Source organism: Mesorhizobium sp. M0185, assembly GCF_040322175.1.
Taxonomy (GTDB): Bacteria; Pseudomonadota; Alphaproteobacteria; order Rhizobiales; family Rhizobiaceae; genus Mesorhizobium.
The window spans coordinates 63,808-78,911 of sequence record NZ_JAMYSY010000016.1 but is presented as its reverse complement, the minus strand read 5'-3'; the positions used below and the strand labels follow the sequence as shown (position 1 = coordinate 78,911).

General features: G+C 60.7%; 15 protein-coding genes. 10 read left to right on the top strand and 5 right to left on the bottom strand.

Features of this window, described 5'->3' with window-relative positions; all coding sequences use genetic code 11:
- Positions 1-306: 306 nt before the first annotated feature.
- On the top strand, positions 307-1,395 hold the full coding sequence (locus NKJ20_RS15285; RefSeq protein ID WP_352745035.1) for a porin: 1,089 nt from the start codon (positions 307-309) through the stop codon (positions 1,393-1,395).
- 116 nt (positions 1,396-1,511) lie between these two features.
- A complete protein-coding gene (recO, locus tag NKJ20_RS15280) occupies positions 1,512-2,264 on the top strand; it encodes a DNA repair protein RecO (protein ID WP_352745032.1) in 753 nt (250 codons plus the stop codon).
- A gap of 23 nt (positions 2,265-2,287) precedes the next feature.
- Here the strand turns inward: recO and NKJ20_RS15275 are convergent, their stop codons facing one another.
- Positions 2,288-2,728, bottom strand: coding sequence for a hypothetical protein (locus NKJ20_RS15275; protein ID WP_352745029.1), 441 nt, complete (start codon positions 2,726-2,728; stop codon positions 2,288-2,290).
- Positions 2,691-3,305: a COG3904 family protein gene (locus NKJ20_RS15270; RefSeq protein ID WP_352745026.1), complete on the bottom strand. Its 615-nt coding sequence runs from the start codon at positions 3,303-3,305 to the stop codon at positions 2,691-2,693. The genes NKJ20_RS15275 and NKJ20_RS15270 overlap by 38 nt, the downstream gene beginning before the upstream one ends.
- A 64-nt stretch (positions 3,306-3,369) precedes the next feature.
- Here NKJ20_RS15270 and NKJ20_RS15265 point away from each other — a divergent pair, with 64 nt between their 5' ends.
- The 8 genes from NKJ20_RS15265 (at position 3,370) to NKJ20_RS15230 (ending at position 11,226) form a co-directional block, all read left to right on the top strand.
- Entirely contained in the window at positions 3,370-3,531 is a 162-nt protein-coding gene (locus NKJ20_RS15265) for a PaaI family thioesterase (RefSeq protein ID WP_352743287.1), read from the top strand.
- Positions 3,532-3,615: 84 nt separating this feature from the next.
- The gene (locus NKJ20_RS15260; RefSeq protein ID WP_352743289.1) at positions 3,616-6,318 is read left to right on the top strand and encodes a DUF2339 domain-containing protein; all 2,703 of its coding nucleotides are present in this window, start codon (positions 3,616-3,618) and stop codon (positions 6,316-6,318) included.
- 36 nt (positions 6,319-6,354) lie between these two features.
- The gene (locus tag NKJ20_RS15255; protein ID WP_352745022.1) at positions 6,355-6,687 is read left to right on the top strand and encodes a DUF6572 domain-containing protein; all 333 of its coding nucleotides are present in this window, start codon (positions 6,355-6,357) and stop codon (positions 6,685-6,687) included.
- A gap of 161 nt (positions 6,688-6,848) precedes the next feature.
- Complete coding sequence (locus NKJ20_RS15250) at positions 6,849-7,367, top strand: sigma-70 family RNA polymerase sigma factor (protein ID WP_352745019.1); 519 nt, start codon at positions 6,849-6,851, stop codon at positions 7,365-7,367.
- Positions 7,364-8,155 (top strand): anti-sigma factor family protein, encoded by a 792-nt coding sequence (locus NKJ20_RS15245; RefSeq protein ID WP_352540777.1) that lies wholly within the window; start codon positions 7,364-7,366, stop codon positions 8,153-8,155. The genes NKJ20_RS15250 and NKJ20_RS15245 overlap by 4 nt, the downstream gene beginning before the upstream one ends.
- A 209-nt stretch (positions 8,156-8,364) precedes the next feature.
- Positions 8,365-9,471 carry a peptidase C39 family protein gene (locus NKJ20_RS15240; protein ID WP_352745015.1) on the top strand — a complete coding sequence of 369 codons (1,107 nt, stop codon included), beginning with the start codon at positions 8,365-8,367 and terminating at the stop codon, positions 9,469-9,471.
- Positions 9,468-10,931, top strand: coding sequence for a RimK family ATP-grasp domain-containing protein (locus NKJ20_RS15235; RefSeq protein ID WP_352448993.1), 1,464 nt, complete (start codon positions 9,468-9,470; stop codon positions 10,929-10,931). Before NKJ20_RS15240 ends, NKJ20_RS15235 begins: the two co-directional genes overlap by 4 nt.
- Positions 10,932-10,953: 22 nt before the next feature.
- Complete coding sequence (locus tag NKJ20_RS15230; protein ID WP_023719871.1) at positions 10,954-11,226, top strand: DUF3303 domain-containing protein; 273 nt, start codon at positions 10,954-10,956, stop codon at positions 11,224-11,226.
- A 129-nt stretch (positions 11,227-11,355) separates the two neighbouring features.
- Here NKJ20_RS15230 and NKJ20_RS15225 read toward each other — a convergent pair whose 3' ends face one another.
- The 3 genes from NKJ20_RS15225 to ygfZ all read right to left on the bottom strand — a co-directional run bounded on the left by NKJ20_RS15225 (position 11,356) and on the right by ygfZ (position 15,051).
- Complete coding sequence (locus NKJ20_RS15225) at positions 11,356-13,494, bottom strand: putative bifunctional diguanylate cyclase/phosphodiesterase (RefSeq protein WP_352745012.1); 2,139 nt, start codon at positions 13,492-13,494, stop codon at positions 11,356-11,358.
- Between the two features lie 64 nt (positions 13,495-13,558).
- Positions 13,559-14,191 (bottom strand): YfbR-like 5'-deoxynucleotidase, encoded by a 633-nt coding sequence (locus NKJ20_RS15220; protein WP_352448990.1) that lies wholly within the window; start codon positions 14,189-14,191, stop codon positions 13,559-13,561.
- Positions 14,191-15,051 carry a CAF17-like 4Fe-4S cluster assembly/insertion protein YgfZ gene (gene ygfZ, locus NKJ20_RS15215; RefSeq protein WP_352745010.1) on the bottom strand — a complete coding sequence of 287 codons (861 nt, stop codon included), beginning with the start codon at positions 15,049-15,051 and terminating at the stop codon, positions 14,191-14,193. Before ygfZ ends, NKJ20_RS15220 begins: the two co-directional genes overlap by 1 nt.
- Positions 15,052-15,104 lie beyond the last annotated feature (53 nt).

Here is a 15,104-nt window from a genome sequence, read left to right as displayed (position 1 = left end):
ATGTCGGATTCGTATCGGCTTGCCGGCTAATGCCATAAGTATATTTTTGTACAATTGTGACAGGGTCTCGTTTATGACGGGGCAAATGTGAAGAAAATATGAAGTGATATTTGTGCAACATGAATTTATTCTGTTGTACAAACATTGATTATTTCTGGAATCGTCATTGAGACTGGAATGCTGACGAGTATGTTCGCCGCCTGAGGAGGGGGTGCGGTGCGCGCCTTTTTCGACGTGGGTGAGGCGTTCAGCCGTTCAACCCATGAAACCAAAGCCATTTTTAACTTTGACTGGAGAGGTCAGAAAATGAATATCAAGAGCCTTCTTCTCGGCTCAGCCGCGGCATTCGTCGCGGTCTCCGGTGCGCGCGCCGCCGACGCTGTTGTGGTCGCCGAGCCGGAACCCGCCGAATACGTCAAGATCTGCGACGTCTACGGCGCCGGCTACTTCTACATTCCCGGCACCGAGACCTGCCTGCGCATCGGCGGCTATGTCCGCTATGACGCCAGCTTCGGCGACGCCGGCCGCGTTTTCGATGGCGCGACGACACATGACCTTATGGACGGTGACGAGCAGCAGACCTGGAACAAGAATGCCCGCTTCAATTTGAAGACGTGGACCGGCCAGGAAACCGAGCTAGGCACGTTGAAGACCTATACCGAGACCCGTTTCAACTTCGGCAACACCAAACACACCGTGAGCGGTGTTGATTTCAGCGTGCAGGACAACAAGGCGGTTACCCTGAACTTCGCCTGGATCCAGCTTGGAGGTTTCCGCGTCGGTAAGGATGAGACTGTCTATGATTCGTTCATCGGTTACGCCGGCAGCGTCGTCCAGGACACTATCATTCCTTACGGCACCAAGGACACCAACCTGATCAGTTACTATTTCGACGGCGGTAATGGCTTTACGGCAGTCGCCTCGGTCGAAACGGGCTCCGGCGCTGACCAGTCGATCGACAGCTACGTTCCGTTTGTCGTCGGCGGCGTGAAATACAAGGGCGACTGGGGTGCGATCGCCGCGGTCGGCGCCTATAACAGCACGTCGGAAGAATGGGCCGGCAAAGTTCGCCTCGACGTCAAGCCGATTACTGACCTGACCCTGTTCGTGATGGCGGGCTACGGCAGCGACGACAACGTCGCGAAGAACTTCTACAAGCCGTGGACTGGCAACTTTGCCGTCTGGGGCGGCGGCAGCTATGCCGTCAACAAGAAGACCTCTTTGAACGCCCAGGTCTCCTATACCGACGACCAAGACTTCGCCGTTGCGGCCAACGTCGCCTACACCCTCGTTCCTGGTTACACGATCACCGCCGAAGTCGATTATTACGACAATTTCGATGCCGACGATGCCGACGCAATCGGCGGCATCTTCCGCTTCCAGCGCTCGTTCTGATCAAACGACGATCTCGCAAAAAACGGCCCGTAGCGTATCGCTACGGGCCGTTTTGGTTTGGCGGCGGATAGTCGCTCATCTTGATTTCGCCATCCAACCGGTGACAAGCTCTCGTCATGGAATGGCACGACGAGGGAATCATTCTCGGCACCCGCAAGCATGGCGAAACCAGCGCCATTCTCGAGGTGATGACGTGCGCGCATGGCCGCCATCTCGGTCTCGTGCGCGGCGGCCGTTCGCGCAAGCAGCAGCCGGTCTTGCAGCCGGGCAATCGCGTCGACCTGTTGTGGCGGGCGCGGCTCGACGAGCATCTCGGCACCTTCCAGGTCGAGGCTATCGAGATGAACGCCGCCCGGCTGATGGACAGCGCCGTTGCCGTTTACGGCCTGCAGACGATGGCCGCGCATTTGCGTCTTCTGCCTGAGCGTGACGCCCATGGCGGCCTTTACGAGACGCTTGCGGTGATGATCGCTCATCTCGACGATGCCGATGCCGCCGGCGAGCTGGTGGCCCGCTTCGAGCTGCTGGTACTCGACGAACTCGGTTTCGGCCTCGATCTCAGCCAGTGTGCGGCGACCGGCACCAGGCAGGACCTTGCCTATGTCTCGCCGAAATCCGGCCGGGCCGTGTCGCGGGCGGCGGGCGCGCCGTGGCGCGACAAGATGCTGGCGCTGCCTGCCTTCCTGCAGCGCGGCTCCGGGCTGCGCGCCGATCCGGCGGCGATCGAGGACGCCTTCCGGCTGACCGGCTTCTTTTTGACCCGCCATGTCTACGAACCGCGCGGCATCGAGCCTCCTGGCGCCCGCGCCGGGTTTCTTGCCGCCCTGCGCAGGCATCATGCGCAGCACAAGATGATCAACACCGGATGAAGTAGAATTTTGTCTGAAGACAATCACTGAGAAGTCGAAAACATTTTGTATAGGGCATCCAATTTCTCCCGGCCGCCTTCCGTTGACATGGCCGAAATTCCCAAGAAAATTGGTGCCTCATTGGAAATTCTGATTTGGACGCCAAAACTGTTCGATCTCGATAGCAGTTCAGCTTCATCATTGGTAAGTTTGCACATAACTATCACGTAGATACCATTTATAGATCGAGAACATCTTGTGGAAATATCTACTCTTATGTCTTCGTCGTTAGCTATGATTTCTACCAACCCAAATTCCGTGAGTTCAGCTTGTCTCCCCATAGATTCGATAACAGCAAAAAATACAAACCAACCATCTTTTGCATAGCCAAGCAAAACTTTATTATGACCAAACATAGAATCTCTAACGCCGCGTACATAAATAAAATCAGGGAGTAACTCTGTGCTCCAAGTTACATTGGTCATTCCACCGGTGATGATTTTGCATGGAGTGAAGTTCGTCTTCACTAAGCAGTCTTATATCCGAATTGATAACCGATGACGATAATTCAAGAAATTTTTGAGATATGCCCATGTCGGCAATGTATTTGGCTATTTTTGCAGACAAGATCTGTGACTTCCCTATGTGGGCTGGCGAAGGGTCTTGAAAAGAAAATTGATGGACGCCAAATTTTGCACCGTCGGAAAAATATCGGAGTCTGCCTCCGAGAAAAATCAATGTGGCAGCACTCGCGCATATACCTGGTATGAGTTTTCGTGGTTTAATAAATTCAGAGGGCTTTTCGTGGTCAAGGACGTATTGGCCGATTGAAGTTTCGAACCACGCATCCCGGATAAGTCGACCGATTCCTATCGCCGCTTCGACGTCGCCGCCGCCTGAATTGATGTAGACGCTAGTGCGGGGAGGGGGACCAGCCTGTCTTAGGAAACCTTGAAACATGGAGTCATCGCCAGGCTCAATCGCCCCGAAGATGTTGATAGAATAAAACCCGCCGAAGGCTTCTTCAATCTCGCTCTGGGGATTGGTATATTCGAACTTCAAAGTCCCCTCCTAGCTCGCATGTTGGTCTGGTTTTGTCGGAACCAGTTACCTGAACCGAAATCTGTTGACCAGCTTGTCTTCGCCAATGGTGTGCGAGGGCAAAGTGGTGCACAAGGGCCGCACGCTGACGGTTTCGGAAGCGGCGCTGAAGGACGCCAACGGCAAGCTGCTGGCTTTCGGCACCGAAACATGCTCGATCTTTCCGGCCAATCTGGCGGCACGTTGAATGGACCGGCCGTTTGGCCGCCGCATTTGAATGTCACTGAACATTGAATGTCAGTGACAACTGGCCTGGTTTGGGGGAACCGCCATGTTTGAAAGCCTGATTGGCCTCGTCGCCATCATCGCGCTGTTCGTCATCATTTCACGCCAGCAGAGCCGCATCGGCCTGATCGAGCGCGAGCTTGGCGCCTTGCGCAGCCTTGTGCTTTCGGGCACGCCTGCGCTGCCGCCGCAAGCCAAGGAACCGGCTGTAAACGACAGCAAACCGGCGGATGCCGCAATCCCGCTTGCGGTCGCAGCCGACATGGCCGTATCGCCACGGCCCGCAGCGGTCGTGTCAGCTACAGAGGCCGATGCCGATAGAACGGCGCCGTCCGCGCCGGAGTCGGCGCAACCGGCGGCAGCGGCGAAGGCAGCTCGCCAGTCCGACGTCGAAACGGCGCTCGGTACCCGCTGGGCGGTCTGGGTCGGCGGCATCGCGCTGGCGCTAGGTGGCTTGTTTCTGATCCGCTACACCATCGAGGCCGGCATTTTCGGGCCACGCGTGCGGCTTGTCATGGCGGCGGCACTCGGGCTGGTGCTGGTCGCCGGCGGCGAGTTCATCCGGCGCACCGGCTTCAGGGTGCCGGTGCAAGGTGCTGCCGGTGCCTATATCCCGGCGATCCTGACGGCGGCCGGCGCTTTCATCCTGTTCGGTACCGTCTACGCCGCGTACAGCATTTACGGCTTCATCGGCCCGACGCTCGCTTTCACGCTGCTCGGCGCCATCGGGGTGGCGACGATCGCGGCAAGCCTGGTCCACGGTCAGGCGCTGGCCGGCGTCGGCCTGCTCGGTGCCATGGTGACGCCGCTGCTGGTCGCCTCGCAGGCGCCCAATCCGTGGGCGCTGTTCGGCTATCTGGCGATCGTGCTCGCCGCCACCTGCGTCATTGCCCGCATCCGCGACTGGAGGCTTTTGACGGCCGCAGCCTTCGTCGCCACGGGGATCTGGACCATCTTCTATATGACCGACGCGCCGGGGGCGAACCTTGCCGTCATCCTCTTTATCGACGGGGTGACACTGGCCGTGCTCGCCTTCGTCTGGCTTGGCCGCCGCGACGATGCGGGCGCCGGCAGCGGCTTCGACTGGCCGTCGATCGCGCCGGGCTTCTTCGTCGGCCTTTCGGCGCTGGCCCTGTTTGTCGATCCGGCCTTCGTCGCCATCCGCGGTGCATTGCCGGGGGCCGCCCTTGTCGCAGCCCTGGTGGCGGTGGCGCTCTACCGGCCGCGGGCGCTTGCACTGCTGCACACCGCCGGGCTGGCGACGGTACTGGTCTATCTCGGCATCATTCCGCCGACCACGATCGCTTCAGATTTTTCGGGTGGCGCTCTCGGCGTCGACGGCATGCCGGTCGTGGCGTCCGATGCCTTGATGTTCAGGGTCGGCATCGCTCTCGGCCTGGTCTTCATCGGCGCCGGCTTTTGGGCGGCGCGCCGTTTTGCGGCCTCTGGCTGGCTGCGCGCCGCCGCATGGGCGGCCTGGAGCGCTGTCGCGCCACTGGTCATCCTGCTGGCGCTCTGGTCTGCCTTCGGCAATCTCGACCGTGACCTTGCTTATGCGGCGGTCGCAGCCGTTTTGGTCGGCGTCTTCGTCGCCGGCGGCGAATGGATAGCGCGCGGCGAAGCGCCGCCGCTGACCGGCGGCGCTGCCGTCTCCTTCGCGCTCGGCGGCGCGGCGATTGCCGGCCTGCTGATGCTGCACATGGCCTTCGGTTCAGGCTGGACAACCATCCTGCTCGGAGCAGCCGCCGTCGTGCCGGCGCTGGCGACGCGCTGGCGCAGCTATCCGGTGCTTGGCTGGATTTCCGTTGGTGCGGTGATTGCAGTGCTCGGCCGCGCTGCCTTCGACCCGACCATCGTCGGTGCCGAGTTCCTGTCGAAGACGCCGGTGTTCAACTGGCTGCTGCTTGGATATGGCGTGCCGGCGCTCGCTTTCGGTTTTGCCGCCTGGCAGCTTGCCCGAACCACCAACGGCCGACCGCGCCTCGCAATGGAGGCCGGCGCCGCGCTGTTTGCCCTGCTCACCGTCGCGATGCTGGTGCGCCATGCCATGCATGGCGGCGTCATCGATACGGCTGCTGCGACGCTTGCCGAACAGGCGATCTACACGCTGATCGCCATCGGTGCCGGTGCCATCCTGGTCGCCATCGACATGCGCTCGCCAAGTTCGGTGCTGCGCTACGGCTCGATTGCAGCGGGCGTGGTCTCGGTCGCGTTCATCGTCCTCCAGCATTTTCTGGCGCTGAACCCCTTGCTGACGGACGAATCGACCGGCAGCATTCCGGTGTTCAACCTTCTGTTGCTCGCCTACCTCTTGCCGGCGGTCGCGACAGGCGCACTGGCGCTCTATACCCGCGACAAGCGGCCGAAATGGTATGCGGCCATGCTGGCGGTTGTGGCGGCGGTGCTCGGCTTCGCCTATGCTACGCTGTCGGTAAGGCGCTTGTTCAAGGGCGAGTTCATCGGCCTTTGGAGCGGTCTCGGCCAGCTCGAGACCTATACTTATTCGGCGCTCTGGCTGGTCATCGGCGTGATGTTGCTCACCGCCGGTGTCTGGCTGAAGTCCCAGGTGCTGCGCATAGCGTCGGCGGCGCTGATCTCGGTCGCCGTGCTCAAAGTCTTCATCTTCGACATGTCCGAACTGGAAGGCGTGTTGCGGGCGCTGTCCTTCATCGGCCTCGGCGCGGTGCTCATCGGCATCGGCCTGTTCTATCAGCGGCTGCTGACAAGGGCGGCGAGAGAGGTAAATTAGTGTGAGTCTATGATCACGGGAAAAGGCTATTGACAGATGGCTGTTCAGCATACGGACGTCGTGGATATTGTCGCAAAAGGCAAAAATGAAGAATATTTGCTCAGCATTGTAGATGATCTCGATTGGGATGATGTAGAAAATCATCTTGTGCTTCTAGAGAATAAACTGAATCTATATTGTGTTTTCGTTTTAGAAGGGCAATTCTACAAAGAACATCCGGATGCTGTGGGGCGACCCGTTATGATTTCGGTGGCATTGTTGTCTATTATGCCAGCCGAGGTACAATGGTTCTTTACCGCAGCTGCGGTATCAGTCGAAAAGGCCGGATTGCAATTTGAAGTTCAGCACCTCTCGAAGGGGAATTTGTAGAGGGGTCTTCAGGTGGGGATCGGCCGGGAATAAACCTGCCGCTGGCAGCGTTATTCAGTTGCTTGGGTGACCGGGGCGGCGGACCGCTTCGCGCTGGCCGCTTGCGCCGCGCCGCGAAGGCGCGTTCAATCACCACGGACAGGGCTCCAGAACCAGCGGTCATGGACGAAAAGAAGGCAGCAATCCTTGGTGAAATACCGCGTCTGCGCCGCTATGCACGCTCGCTGTTGCGCGACCGCGATTCCGCCGACGATCTCGTCCAGGATTGTCTCGAGCGGGCACTTGTGCGGCTCGACAATTGGCAGACAGGAGAAAGCCCCAGGAGATGGCTGTTTACGATCATGCATCATTTATTCATCGACCAGATGCGCAAGGTGAACCGGCGCGGCGAGGCAGCGATGCTGCCGCTCGAGGCAAGCGAGGCGCAGGCAGCACCCGCCGAGCAGGTCGAGAGCATCGCTTCGCGCGAGATCGTCGACGCGCTGCAGGCGATAAGCCCTGACCGGCGCGCGGCACTTGTGATGGTCGCCATCGAAGGGTTTTCCTATGCCGAAGCCGCCGACATCCTTGGGGTTCCCGCAGGCACCTTGATGTCGCGCATCGCGCGCGGGCGTGAGGAACTGCGCGCGCTGCTGGATGATACCGCGCGCCGCCGGTCGATAAGGATCGTCGAGAAATGAGCCGACGCGATTTCTCCGAACGCGACATCCACATGGCTCTCGATGGCGAGTTGCCGGGCGATGAGCGGACGGCCTATGAGGCATGGCTCGAGGCCAATGCCGAGATGAAGGCCAGGAGCGCACGCTACGCCGCCGACCGGGCAGCGTTGCGCGCAGCCTTTAACGGCGTGCTGGACGAGCCCGTCCCGGTGCGGCTGACCAAGGTGGTGCTTGGCGAGGCGCCGGTGGTCAGAATGTCGCCATCGCGCTCGCGTTGGTGGCTTGCGGCCGCCGCTGCTGCTATCCTGGTGATTGGCGGCGCTGGCGGCTACCTTGCCGGCATCGGCCGCCTCGGCCTGGAAAACACGGCCGAAGACCAGCTTGCAGAAGAGGCGATCGCCGCCCATGTCATCTATGCCGCCGAAAAGCGGCATGCGGTGGAAGTGCCGGCAAGCGATAAGGATCATTTGCAGAGCTGGTTGTCGAACCAGGTGGGTTTGAAGCTCGTCGCACCGGATCTGGCGGCGCAAGGTTTCCAACTGGTCGGTGGCCGGCTGCTGCCTGCCGGCCAGGGCAAGGCCGCGATGCTGCTTTACGAGGACGACAAGGGCGAGCGCATTTCGCTCTTCGTCATCGCCGAATCGGCAGCCAAGGCCAAGGGCACTTATGGGGAAGAAGATGGTCCTGAGGCCGTCTACTGGCTGGACAAGGGTTATGGCTGCGCCGTCGTCGGATCGCTGCCGCGCGAGCAGCTGGCCGCAGTGGCCAAGAGCGCCTATGGCCAGCTTCTGGCGGGCTTGAAAAGCTGAGCAGGATCTCGTTTTTCCGGAGCCGCGCCGATGCCGAAACACGAAGGTCGTTTCAAAGCCTTTGCGCGACCTGCCTGCCTTGAAAACTGTCACAATTCGGCCCTAATCGAGGTGCGATAGCGCTTGCTGAATGCTGGCACTTCGGCTGGTGTGACCGATGTTTAGACTAGGGCAGTTTCCACAACCCAATCGAGGTTTTCTGAGCCCGCATGCCTGCCGAGATTCGCAAGGCCCGCGCGTCCGACGTCGATGACCTCGCCGCCATCGAAAAAGCTGTTTTCTCGAGCGACCGCATTTCTCGCCGCTCTTTTCGCCAACTGATCGAACGCGACACCGCCGAACTGCTGGTTGGCGAGAACGATGGCCACGTCGCCGGCTATGCGGTCGTGCTGTTTCGCAAGGGCAGCGGCGTCGCGCGGCTTTATTCGATCGCCGTCGGTCCATTTTTCGGCGGCCGCGGCGTTGGCCGCCTGCTGCTGGAACAGGCTGAAGCCGCCGCTTTCGAGCATGGCCGCATGATGCTTCGTTTGGAGGTCCGCGAGGACAACCCGCGCGCCATCCAGATCTACGAGCAGAGCGGCTACCGCAAGATCGGCCGCGAACCGGACTATTACGAGGATGGCGCCACGGCGCTGCGCTATGAAAAGACCTTGCGCGGCGACATTCCGGTCGCCACCGAAGTGCCGTTTTATCAGCAGACTTGCGAATTCACCTGCGGACCATGCTGCCTGATGATGGCGATGGCTTACTTCGGCCCCGGATTCGTGCCGGACCCAGTGATGGAAATCCGGCTGTGGCGTGAGGCGACGACCGTTTTCATGATGTCGGGGCCGGGCGGCTGCGAACCGTTCGGGCTGGCCGTCGCCGGTTATGAGAGCGGGCTTGCTGCTGAGATCTATGTCTCCTTCTACGGCGCGCTGTTCCTGCAGTCGGTGCGCAGCGAGGACAAGCGCCGGGTGATGGAGCTGGCGCAGGTCGACTTTCGCCGCCGCGCGGAACTTTACGGCATCCCGGTGAATTACCGTTCATTCGGGCTTGACGACATTCGCACCGCGATCGCAGAGGGAAAACTGGTGCTGGTCCTGATCAGCGGCTTCCTGATGTTCGGCAAGAAGGTTCCGCACTGGGTATTGGCCATCGGTGACGACGGCGATCATATTCTGATCCACGACCCCTGGGTCGAGGACGAGCGGCAGGAGACGATCCTCGATGCTGCCAACATTCCCGTGCCTTACGGCATCTTCATGAACATGGCGCAATTCGGCCGCGACGGATTGCGCGCCGCCATCACTCTCGGAAAGCGCGACAGCCAATGACCTGGGTCATCCTTACCGGCCGGCAGAACGATCTCGACCAGGTGGCGACGCCGCACAAGATCATCACCAATCGCGACTACCTTGCCCATCCGGCACTGTTTCGCGGTCAGCGGCCGAAGGTCATCAACCTGTCGAACAATTATGGCTACCAGAGCCGCGGCTATTACGCGTCGCTGCTTGCCGGTTCGCGCGGCCATAAGGTCATCCCGACGGTCGAAACGATGATCGACCTGTCAGAACGCAAGCTCTATGAGCACGCGTTGCCGGAACTCGAACTCGCACTCAACAAGTGCCGCAAGGACCTGGGTGGCGCTTTTCCGCAGAAGGTCTGCATCTTCTTCGGCATCGGACCATCCAGGATCTGGGACCGCTTCGCAAAACTTCTGTTCGACTGGTTCCGTGCCCCGGCGCTCGAGCTCCACATCAGGGACAGCGCCGAATGGGCCTCGATCCGCAAGATTGGCTTCCATCCCCTGGCCAGGATGACCGAGGACGAGGAAACGCACTTTCTCCAGTGCCTGGAGACCTACACCAACCGCGAGTGGCGCGACACCAAGGGCCGCACGCCGGCGCGCTACACTTTCGCAACGCTGGTCGATCCGCATGAGGAACTGCCGCCGTCAGAGATTTCGTCGCTGCGCCACTGGGCCAAGATCGCTGAAAAGATGGGCGTCGAAATCGAGCCGATCACCAAGCGGGATCTGGCCAAGCTCGCCAACTACGACGCGCTGTTCATCCGCGAGACCACTTCGATCTCCAACCACACCTACCGCTTTGCCCGCCGCGCCCAGCAGGAAGGCATGCCGGTCATCGACGATCCGCTGTCGATGATCCGCTGCACCAACAAGGTCTATCTCAACGAGCTGATGACCTACAACAAGGTACCGGTGCCGCCGACGGTGATGATTGCCGGCACCTCGGACCTGGAAGTTGCGGCACAGACGCTGGGCTTCCCGCTGGTGCTGAAGATCCCAGACTCCTCGTTTTCGCGCGGCGTCAAGAAATGCGGCACCTTCGAAGAGTTGAAGACGCTCGCAACCGAATGGCTGGAGGATTCCGACCTCCTGATCGCGCAAAAATTCATTCCGACGGAATATGACTGGCGCGTCGGTGTCCTCGGCGGCCAGCCCTTGTTCGCCGTCCATTATCTGATGGCCAAGAAACATTGGCAGATCGTCAATCATAAGGCTAACGGCAAGCCCGACCAGGGCGGCATCAAGACCTTCACCCTGAAGGAAGCACCGGCCCACGTCGTCGAGACGGCGGTGAGCGCGGCGCGCTGCATTGGCGACGGCCTCTACGGCGTCGACCTCAAGGAAACCAGGGACGGCGTCTTCGTCATCGAGGTCAACGACAACCCCAACCTCGACCACGGCTGGGAAGACTCCGGCGAAAAAGACGAGGTCTGGGTGCGGCTGACGCAGTGGTTCCTGGAGCGGCTCGACCGGCCGGGGCGATAATATCCGAACTGAGGGGAAAAAGATGCTGTTCTTCGTAACCGAGGATTTTCGCGGCTGCGACCGCAAGGAGATCTACCGCCGTTTCCGCGACCAGGGCCGCCTGAAGCCGGACGCGCTTCTCGTGCACCACAGCTGGATCGCAGCGGATATGAGCCGCTGCTTCCTGCTGGTGGAGGCCGATGACGTCACGCTCCTGCAGCGGTGGGTCATCGAATGGGCGGATCTGGTCGAATTCGAGATCGTTCCCGTGGCGACGAACAAGGATATGGTGGAGGCATTGAGCGGACATCTCTGACCCGTTGGGAACCTCCTGGTTCGCCACACCTGAATGCCGCCTTCTCCTATCAAGGAATTAACACGCGGATCGAGCGTCATCTCAAGGAGATCTAAGCCGGTTGCCCGCGCTTCCGCGAGACTGTCGCACTTAGCCGGACTGCCGGATCGTCGCGCTCGACTTCAGCAGCCGATTAATGTCCGACGCCTTTGACGGCACCCCGATCAAATAGCCCTGGGCCTCGACACAACCCTCCTTTTGCAGGAATTCAAGCTGCGCTTCGGTCTCGACACCTTCGGCGGTGACGGTGATGCCCAGCTGTGCGCCAAGCCCGATGATGGTGCGCACGATCGCCGCGGTATCGCGACTGTCGATGTCACGGGTGAAAGAGCGATCGATCTTGATCTTGTCGACGGGAAAGCGCCTGAGGTAGCCCAGCGACGAATAGCCGGTGCCGAAATCGTCCAGCGCGATGCGGACGCCCAGATCGCGTAGCTGCCTGAGTGTCTTGAGCACCAGATCGCTCTCGTCCATCAGCACCGTTTCGGTGATTTCCAGTTCAAGCCGGTTGGCCGGCACGCCCGAGAACGCCAGTGCCGAGATAACGCTGCGGGCAAAGGTACCGCTTTTGATCTGCACGGCGGAGACATTGACTGCGATGCGCCAAGCCGCCCAGCCTGCCGCGGTCGTGCAGGCTTTTCGCAGCGCCCATTCTCCAAGCGGCACGATCAGCCCGGTCTCCTCGGCGGCCGGAATGAAGTCGTCCGGCCGTACCAGGCCGCGCACCGGCGAACGCCAGCGCATCAAGGCTTCGGCACCGACGATTTCGCCGGAGGCGATGTTCATGATCGGCTGGAAATCCAGCTCGAATTCCCGGCGCGACAGCGCTGCCCTGAGATCGATTTCGAGCGCCCGGCGTGCCCGCACCATCGCGTCCATGGCTGGTTCGAAGAAGCGGTACAGGTTGCGCCCTTCGCTCTTTGCCCGATAGAGCGCCATATCGGCATTTTTCAGCAAAGTGTCGGCGTCCTTGCCGTCATTCGGAAACAGCGCGATGCCGAGACTGATGCCGACACGCATGTCGTGTCTTTTGTCGCGAAACGGCTTTCCGATGATCTCGACGATGCGTTTGGCCAGCTTTTCCGCGTCGCCCGGGCTTTTGAGATTGAACTGGATGATAACGAATTCGTCGCCGCCGAAGCGGGCGACAACGTCCGTCTCATTGCGCAGGCACCGTTGCAGCCGTTCGGCCACGCATTTCAGCAGCCAGTCGCCGGCGGGGTGGCCCCAGCTGTCGTTGACCGCCTTGAAGTGATCGAGGTCGAGCGAGAATATCGCCAGCGATCCGTCTCTCGTCTCACTCAGGGCTTGGTCGAGCCGTTCGCGAAGCATCGAGCGATTGGGCAGGTTGGTCAGTGTGTCGTGGTGCGCAAGATGGGTCATGCGCTCTTCCACGCGCCTGCGCTCGGTGACGTCGTCGAACGTCGCGACCCAGCCGCCGCCGCTCATCGGCCGCCGCGCAACCAGCAGCGTCCTGCCGTCAGCGAGATGGCGATGCGTTACGTGTGTTTTCCCCGCCCGCAGGCAGGCTTCGATTTGCGAGATTTCGCTGTCGGGGTCGAGCTTTGTATAAATGCCCAGTTCCAGCAGCCGCTTGAACGCATCATGATGACTCATGCCAAGCGGGAAGTCGGCCGGCCTGACATGATAAAGTTCCAGGAAACGTTCGTTGCGCACGATCAGCTTGCCATCCGCATCGTACATCAAAAGGCCTTGCGACATGTTGGCAAGTGCCGCGTCGAAACGGCGGTGCTGCTCCTTCAACTCCTGCTCGGCGCGCCGTTGGTCGGTGATGTCCTCGTAGATCGATACCCAACCGCCTGACGCCAGCGGCCGGTGCGAAATGTTGACGATACGCCCGTCTGCAAGCGTTTCCTCATAGGTGGAAGGTTTTGCCTGGTCGATATAGGGCTTGCGGATGGCATAGAGTTGCTCAGCGCTTTGCGAGGCGATGCCGATATCCACGCTGTGCTGGAGGATGTCGAAAAACCGGATGCCGGGCCGCACCACTTCGGCGTCGAGCCGAAAGATGCTGATGTAGTTCCTGTTGCAGATGATCATCCGTTCATCGGCATCGAACATGCACAGGCCATGCGACATGTTCTCGACCGCTGCCGAAAAACGCTCGTTCTGTTCGCGTAGCTCGTCTTCAATAGGTTGCGGCTGACCAACGCCTTTGGCCCTCCGTCGGCGGACGGACGAACCAGCCTTGATACCGGCGACGGGCATGAGGCAAGCCTATGGACCATGGTTAACCATGGCACTGTTGTCCCTGCCGGTTAATTTACCGTTTTCAGCCGGCTGGAACGGCAGTCTGGCGTCGCGACTTTTCGATCGTCGCAAAGCGTTTGAGAAAGGCATTCTGCGCCCAAGTCACCGAGCGCGGCGTGACGTCGAAGCGCTCGGCGTTGAAGCCGCGCGGCCGCCCGAAGAACTCCGTCGCCTCTGCCGTCGAAAAACCCGCAAGCAGCGTTGCTTCGAAATAAGCGGCGATCTGATCCGCTCGCTTGATCTCCTTGCGCAGTCCCGCGTCGAGTTCGGCCGGCAGTGAAAAGCGCAGATGGATGGCGCGCTGCAGCCTGATCTCGCAATCTCTGTAGCTGCCGCCCATCACGGATTTGAACGGCGAGATCATGTCGCCGATGACATATTCCGGCGCGTCGTGCAGCAGCGCCGCCAACCGCGCGTCGGCGTCGGCATCCGGCATCAGCTCGCCGACAAGCGTTTCGACCAGCAGCGAATGCTGGGCGACAGAAAAGGCGTGCTCGCCTCTGGTCTGGCCGTTCCAGCGTGCGACGCGGGCAAGGCCATGGGCAATATCGGAGATCTCGATGTCGAGCGGCGAGGGATCGAGCAGATCGAGGCGTCGGCCGGACAGCATGCGCTGCCAGGCGCGCGGCGGCGCCCCGGCGCGATCGGCAGCCATCAGGCATCCTCCGCGCCGATGGCTTCCTGCGGAAAGCTGAATTTCGCCCAGGACGGGATAGCGAGCGACACGGCGACGTCCTCCGCCAGGACCGGCAGGCCGGCGTCGAGCGCTGCCTTGACCCGGTCGATGCGGGCAATGGCAAGGCCTGTCCTGGCCGCGGTCGAGCCAAGCGTGCCAACCGGTCGCCCCTCCACGGTCAACTCTGCGCGCGAAGTGGGCAGGGTGCGTTCGGCCGAGACAATCAACACCCGACGCCTGGCAGTGCCGCGATGCTGCATGCGCGAGACGACCTCCTGGCCGACGTAGCAGCCTTTCTTGAAGCCGACACCGCCGATCTCGTCGAGCAACACGTCATGCGGAAAAGCGTCGCCGAGCTGGTAGTCCGCACCGCTTTCGGCAATGCCATGGGCGATGCGAAAGGCTTGCCATGCGGCAAGGTCGCCGCCATCTGCGGTGTCATCGTAGAAGCGCTTGACGGCAGTATCGACAAACCGCGCATCAGCAAACGGTGCTGATTCAAATTGCGAAGTGGTTGAATCGCTTCCCCATGCGACGGCCACAACCGGCTGATCCAGCTTGGCAATTTCGACTTTGGCGCGCAATTTGTAGAGCGTCAGCCGGCGCATGAAATCATCGGCGGTCTCGGTACGGCATTCAAGTCGGAAAGCATTTTCGCCGGCGCGCGAGATCAGGAAGTCGAAAAGGATCTTGCCTTGCGGCGTTAGCAGCGCGCCGGGCTTTGCTTCGCTGCTGCCGAGCACGTCGAGGTCGGTGGTCAGGATGTTCTGTAAAAAGTGCTCGGCATCCGGCCCGGACACGGAAACGAGTGCGCGATCTCTGAGCGGGGCAAAGGGCATGGTGGGAAAACGAGCCTGATCTTGCAAAACTATCGGCCATTACGTAAGCCGCT

Coding starts and splice junctions, on each gene's coding strand:
- NKJ20_RS15285 (WP_352745035.1), top strand. CDS start 307: ATGAATATCAAGAGCCTTCTTCTCGGCTCAGCCGCGGCATTCGTCGCG.
- recO (WP_352745032.1), top strand. CDS start 1,512: ATGGAATGGCACGACGAGGGAATCATTCTCGGCACCCGCAAGCATGGC.
- NKJ20_RS15275 (WP_352745029.1), bottom strand. CDS start 2,728: ATGACCAATGTAACTTGGAGCACAGAGTTACTCCCTGATTTTATTTAT.
- NKJ20_RS15260 (WP_352743289.1), top strand. CDS start 3,616: ATGTTTGAAAGCCTGATTGGCCTCGTCGCCATCATCGCGCTGTTCGTC.
- NKJ20_RS15255 (WP_352745022.1), top strand. CDS start 6,355: ATGGCTGTTCAGCATACGGACGTCGTGGATATTGTCGCAAAAGGCAAA.
- NKJ20_RS15250 (WP_352745019.1), top strand. CDS start 6,849: ATGGACGAAAAGAAGGCAGCAATCCTTGGTGAAATACCGCGTCTGCGC.
- NKJ20_RS15245 (WP_352540777.1), top strand. CDS start 7,364: ATGAGCCGACGCGATTTCTCCGAACGCGACATCCACATGGCTCTCGAT.
- NKJ20_RS15240 (WP_352745015.1), top strand. CDS start 8,365: ATGCCTGCCGAGATTCGCAAGGCCCGCGCGTCCGACGTCGATGACCTC.
- NKJ20_RS15235 (WP_352448993.1), top strand. CDS start 9,468: ATGACCTGGGTCATCCTTACCGGCCGGCAGAACGATCTCGACCAGGTG.
- NKJ20_RS15230 (WP_023719871.1), top strand. CDS start 10,954: ATGCTGTTCTTCGTAACCGAGGATTTTCGCGGCTGCGACCGCAAGGAG.
- NKJ20_RS15225 (WP_352745012.1), bottom strand. CDS start 13,494: ATGCCCGTCGCCGGTATCAAGGCTGGTTCGTCCGTCCGCCGACGGAGG.
- NKJ20_RS15220 (WP_352448990.1), bottom strand. CDS start 14,191: ATGGCTGCCGATCGCGCCGGGGCGCCGCCGCGCGCCTGGCAGCGCATG.
- ygfZ (WP_352745010.1), bottom strand. CDS start 15,051: ATGCCCTTTGCCCCGCTCAGAGATCGCGCACTCGTTTCCGTGTCCGGG.